2 protein-coding genes are annotated in these 635 nt (G+C 28.8%); both read right to left on the reverse strand.

Features of this window, described 5'->3' with window-relative positions; all coding sequences use genetic code 11:
- Positions 1-83: 83 nt before the first annotated feature.
- A complete protein-coding gene (locus CYP77_RS02190) occupies positions 84-263 on the reverse strand; it encodes a hypothetical protein (RefSeq protein ID WP_103567947.1) in 180 nt (59 codons plus the stop codon).
- Entirely contained in the window at positions 264-509 is a 246-nt protein-coding gene (locus tag CYP77_RS02195) for a DNA-binding protein (protein ID WP_009294123.1), read from the reverse strand.
- Between the last annotated feature and the right edge of the window lie 126 nt (positions 510-635).

A 635-nucleotide genomic window follows, 5' to 3' on the forward strand; every position in this document is an offset into this window, starting at 1 on the left:
ATATAAATAGGTAGGATGAAATTTATTTGACGGTTTTTTTGGCTACAAAGTTTATAAAATATACAAATTTCAAGCCAAAAATATTAAATTTTGGCTCTCTTTTCTCTTACTTTTTTGATCTTATTTTTAACTACATGAAATTTTGAAGCTGCAGCCGAGCATATATCCTTATAAGTGACTAAAATTTTTGACTCTTTTTTAGTGCAAATGACTGCAAAAACGCTCTCAAGGTCGATTCTCTCTTTTTGTGTTAAATTTTCCATCTATTTTCCTAGCAATTTTCTCATCTTATTGACAACAAATAATATTTCATCATCGTCAAGCTCACATAGCAGTTTGCAAACAGCAGCAGCAGCTTGCGGCTTTGAGTTACCAAGCCTCCAGTCCTGATATGTCCTCATCGGCACGCCAAGATCCTCTGCCATTTTTGCTTGTGAAATTTTTTTTCCGATATTTTTTGCCTCAACTGCATTATGAAGCAAATTAAATATATCACTTGTTTCAATCATTGAAGAATTATACGTTATTTATCATTAAATATACCTAAAATATTATATAAATAATGTAAAATAGTATATAAATATCAAAATAAAGTATTAAACATACTAAAAATTATTTATAATATACGTTATAAC

The sequence above is a fragment of the Campylobacter concisus genome (assembly GCF_002913865.1).
Lineage (GTDB): Bacteria > Campylobacterota > Campylobacteria > Campylobacterales > Campylobacteraceae > Campylobacter_A > Campylobacter_A concisus_AM.

Coding starts and splice junctions, on each gene's coding strand:
- CYP77_RS02190 (WP_103567947.1), bottom strand. CDS start 263: ATGGAAAATTTAACACAAAAAGAGAGAATCGACCTTGAGAGCGTTTTT.
- CYP77_RS02195 (WP_009294123.1), bottom strand. CDS start 509: ATGATTGAAACAAGTGATATATTTAATTTGCTTCATAATGCAGTTGAG.